Origin of the sequence: Xenorhabdus innexi, assembly GCF_002632485.1 — a bacterium.
GTDB lineage: Bacteria > Pseudomonadota > Gammaproteobacteria > Enterobacterales > Enterobacteriaceae > Xenorhabdus > Xenorhabdus innexi.
Map to the genome: position 1 here is coordinate 1 of NZ_NIBU01000157.1, position 1,698 is coordinate 1,698.

The 1,698-nt window shown below is 41.9% G+C and carries 1 protein-coding gene and 1 pseudogene; both read left to right on the plus strand.

From position 1 onward, the window contains the following. The first annotated feature begins 256 nt into the window (after nucleotides 1-256). A complete protein-coding gene (locus Xinn_RS20665) occupies nucleotides 257-628 on the plus strand; it encodes a hypothetical protein (protein ID WP_244590286.1) in 372 nt (123 codons plus the stop codon). Between the two features lie 412 nt (nucleotides 629-1,040). After that, a pseudogene (locus Xinn_RS20670) lies at nucleotides 1,041-1,553 on the plus strand (phage major capsid protein); the annotation flags it as partial. Nucleotides 1,554-1,698: the final 145 nt, after the last annotated feature.

The window sequence follows — 1,698 nt, forward strand, 5'->3', positions numbered from 1 at the left end:
GAGGGCTTCTTTTTGGGCATTTGTCAGGGTAATTTTCATGGACACAATCTTGATCTGATAGGAAGGAAAAATCAAGCAGCTTCAATTACGATGGGTATATAACGAAGAATACTGGGGTAAGCCAGCTCCGGTTTCCTGGTATGAAGTCCTCGATGAAACAGACAGATGCTTAGTGTTGCTTGCCAAACGGACTGCATTGGGGGGGCGTACCAAAACAGTAAATCCTCATATTAGCTTTCCATGGTTTGGATTCAGAATGTATGGATATTTGCATATTGATGGAAACAAACTTAACTACAAATGCAGAGAACTGGACAGCTACCTATGGCCCTCAGAAAAAAAATATACAAAGGTATTCAGCAGGCCGTGGTTTGCTGCGTATGTCAGCGGTTTTATCCGTATGCAGCTTCATTCACTATGTAGTTCAGGCTTCTCAGGGGAAATGTCAATTGAGAGAATAAATAATGTCGATTTGGTTGCAGGACAAGTAAGACAACCACACTTTGATGATGAAATAACAAGTTCATCAATGAACACAGTTGTTGAAAGTTTACTCAGCATGGGAGGCGTGAGGAGCACAAAAAAACAAAATATAACATTCAGTTTTGGCAACGGTGAGATGTATTGATGGACCGCTCATTCTGGATTTTACTCAGTGAACTGCCATCTTCAACAACTGCGTTTATTTTACTCGCAGGTGTAATATATACGCTAGCCAGAAAAGGTTGCTTCCCCTCACTTTCACAACGTCAGTTCTTTTATCTGATAATGACATTTACAATGATAGCTGGCTGTAAAATCTTGTTTGGGTAAAACTAACCAGGCTGATCTGCTACTTATTGATTAATATAAAGGGGCACTGGTAATGTCCGCTTCTGGCCCAAAGCAGACTGTCAGGTTACACGAAATAGTAGGCCTTTTCTTAGAGCTGCTTCTGATTTTGTGTGGTCACCTATCATAAATAGATAACTTAATATTATTTTTCATGGTGTTAAAAATTACAGCTAATTTAACTCGACTATATTTTATATAAAAACACCATGAAAAAACTTCTCGAATTACGCCAACAAAAATCCGATTTAACCCAACAAATGCGTTCACTGCTTACCAAAGCGGAAAACGAAAAACGTTCACTCACCAGCGATGAAGCTAAACAGTTCAACAAAATTCGCAGCCAGTCTGACACGCTGAATACTGAAATTGCCCGTTATGAGTCATTGGCTGATGAAGAACGCAGTCAGGTAAAAAACCAGCCAACCAGCAAAAAACTCAGCAATGATGAACTGCGCCATTATGTTTTGACTGGCGAAACCCGTTCCCTATCTACGAGCGTTCCGTCTGAAGGCGGCTATACCGTTATCCCTGAACTGAACAAACAAATCATGCAACAACTGACTGATGAACCAGTCATGCGCCGGATTTGTACGGTGAAAACTACACGCAGCAACGAATATAAGCAGTTGGTTTCGGTCGGTGGCGCAGCCGTGGCATACGAGGAGGAAGGCAAGGCACGTACTGAGACTGCCACACCGAAAATGGAAGAAGTCAGCATTAATACTACAGTCGTAACTGTTCTGTAATCATAAGGTTATCCCGGCGCCGATAATGACATTGTTGGGCGGAGTATTGATGTCGTCGTCGCCAACATGACCAATGTAAAACCTGTTCGACAGTCTCTCCGGCCTTTTCCATCAATTT

What these genes read in the sequence shown, in the direction of transcription:
- Xinn_RS20665 (WP_244590286.1), top strand. Translation starts at nt 257, where the DNA reads ATGTATGGATATTTGCATATTGATGGAAACAAACTTAACTACAAATGC.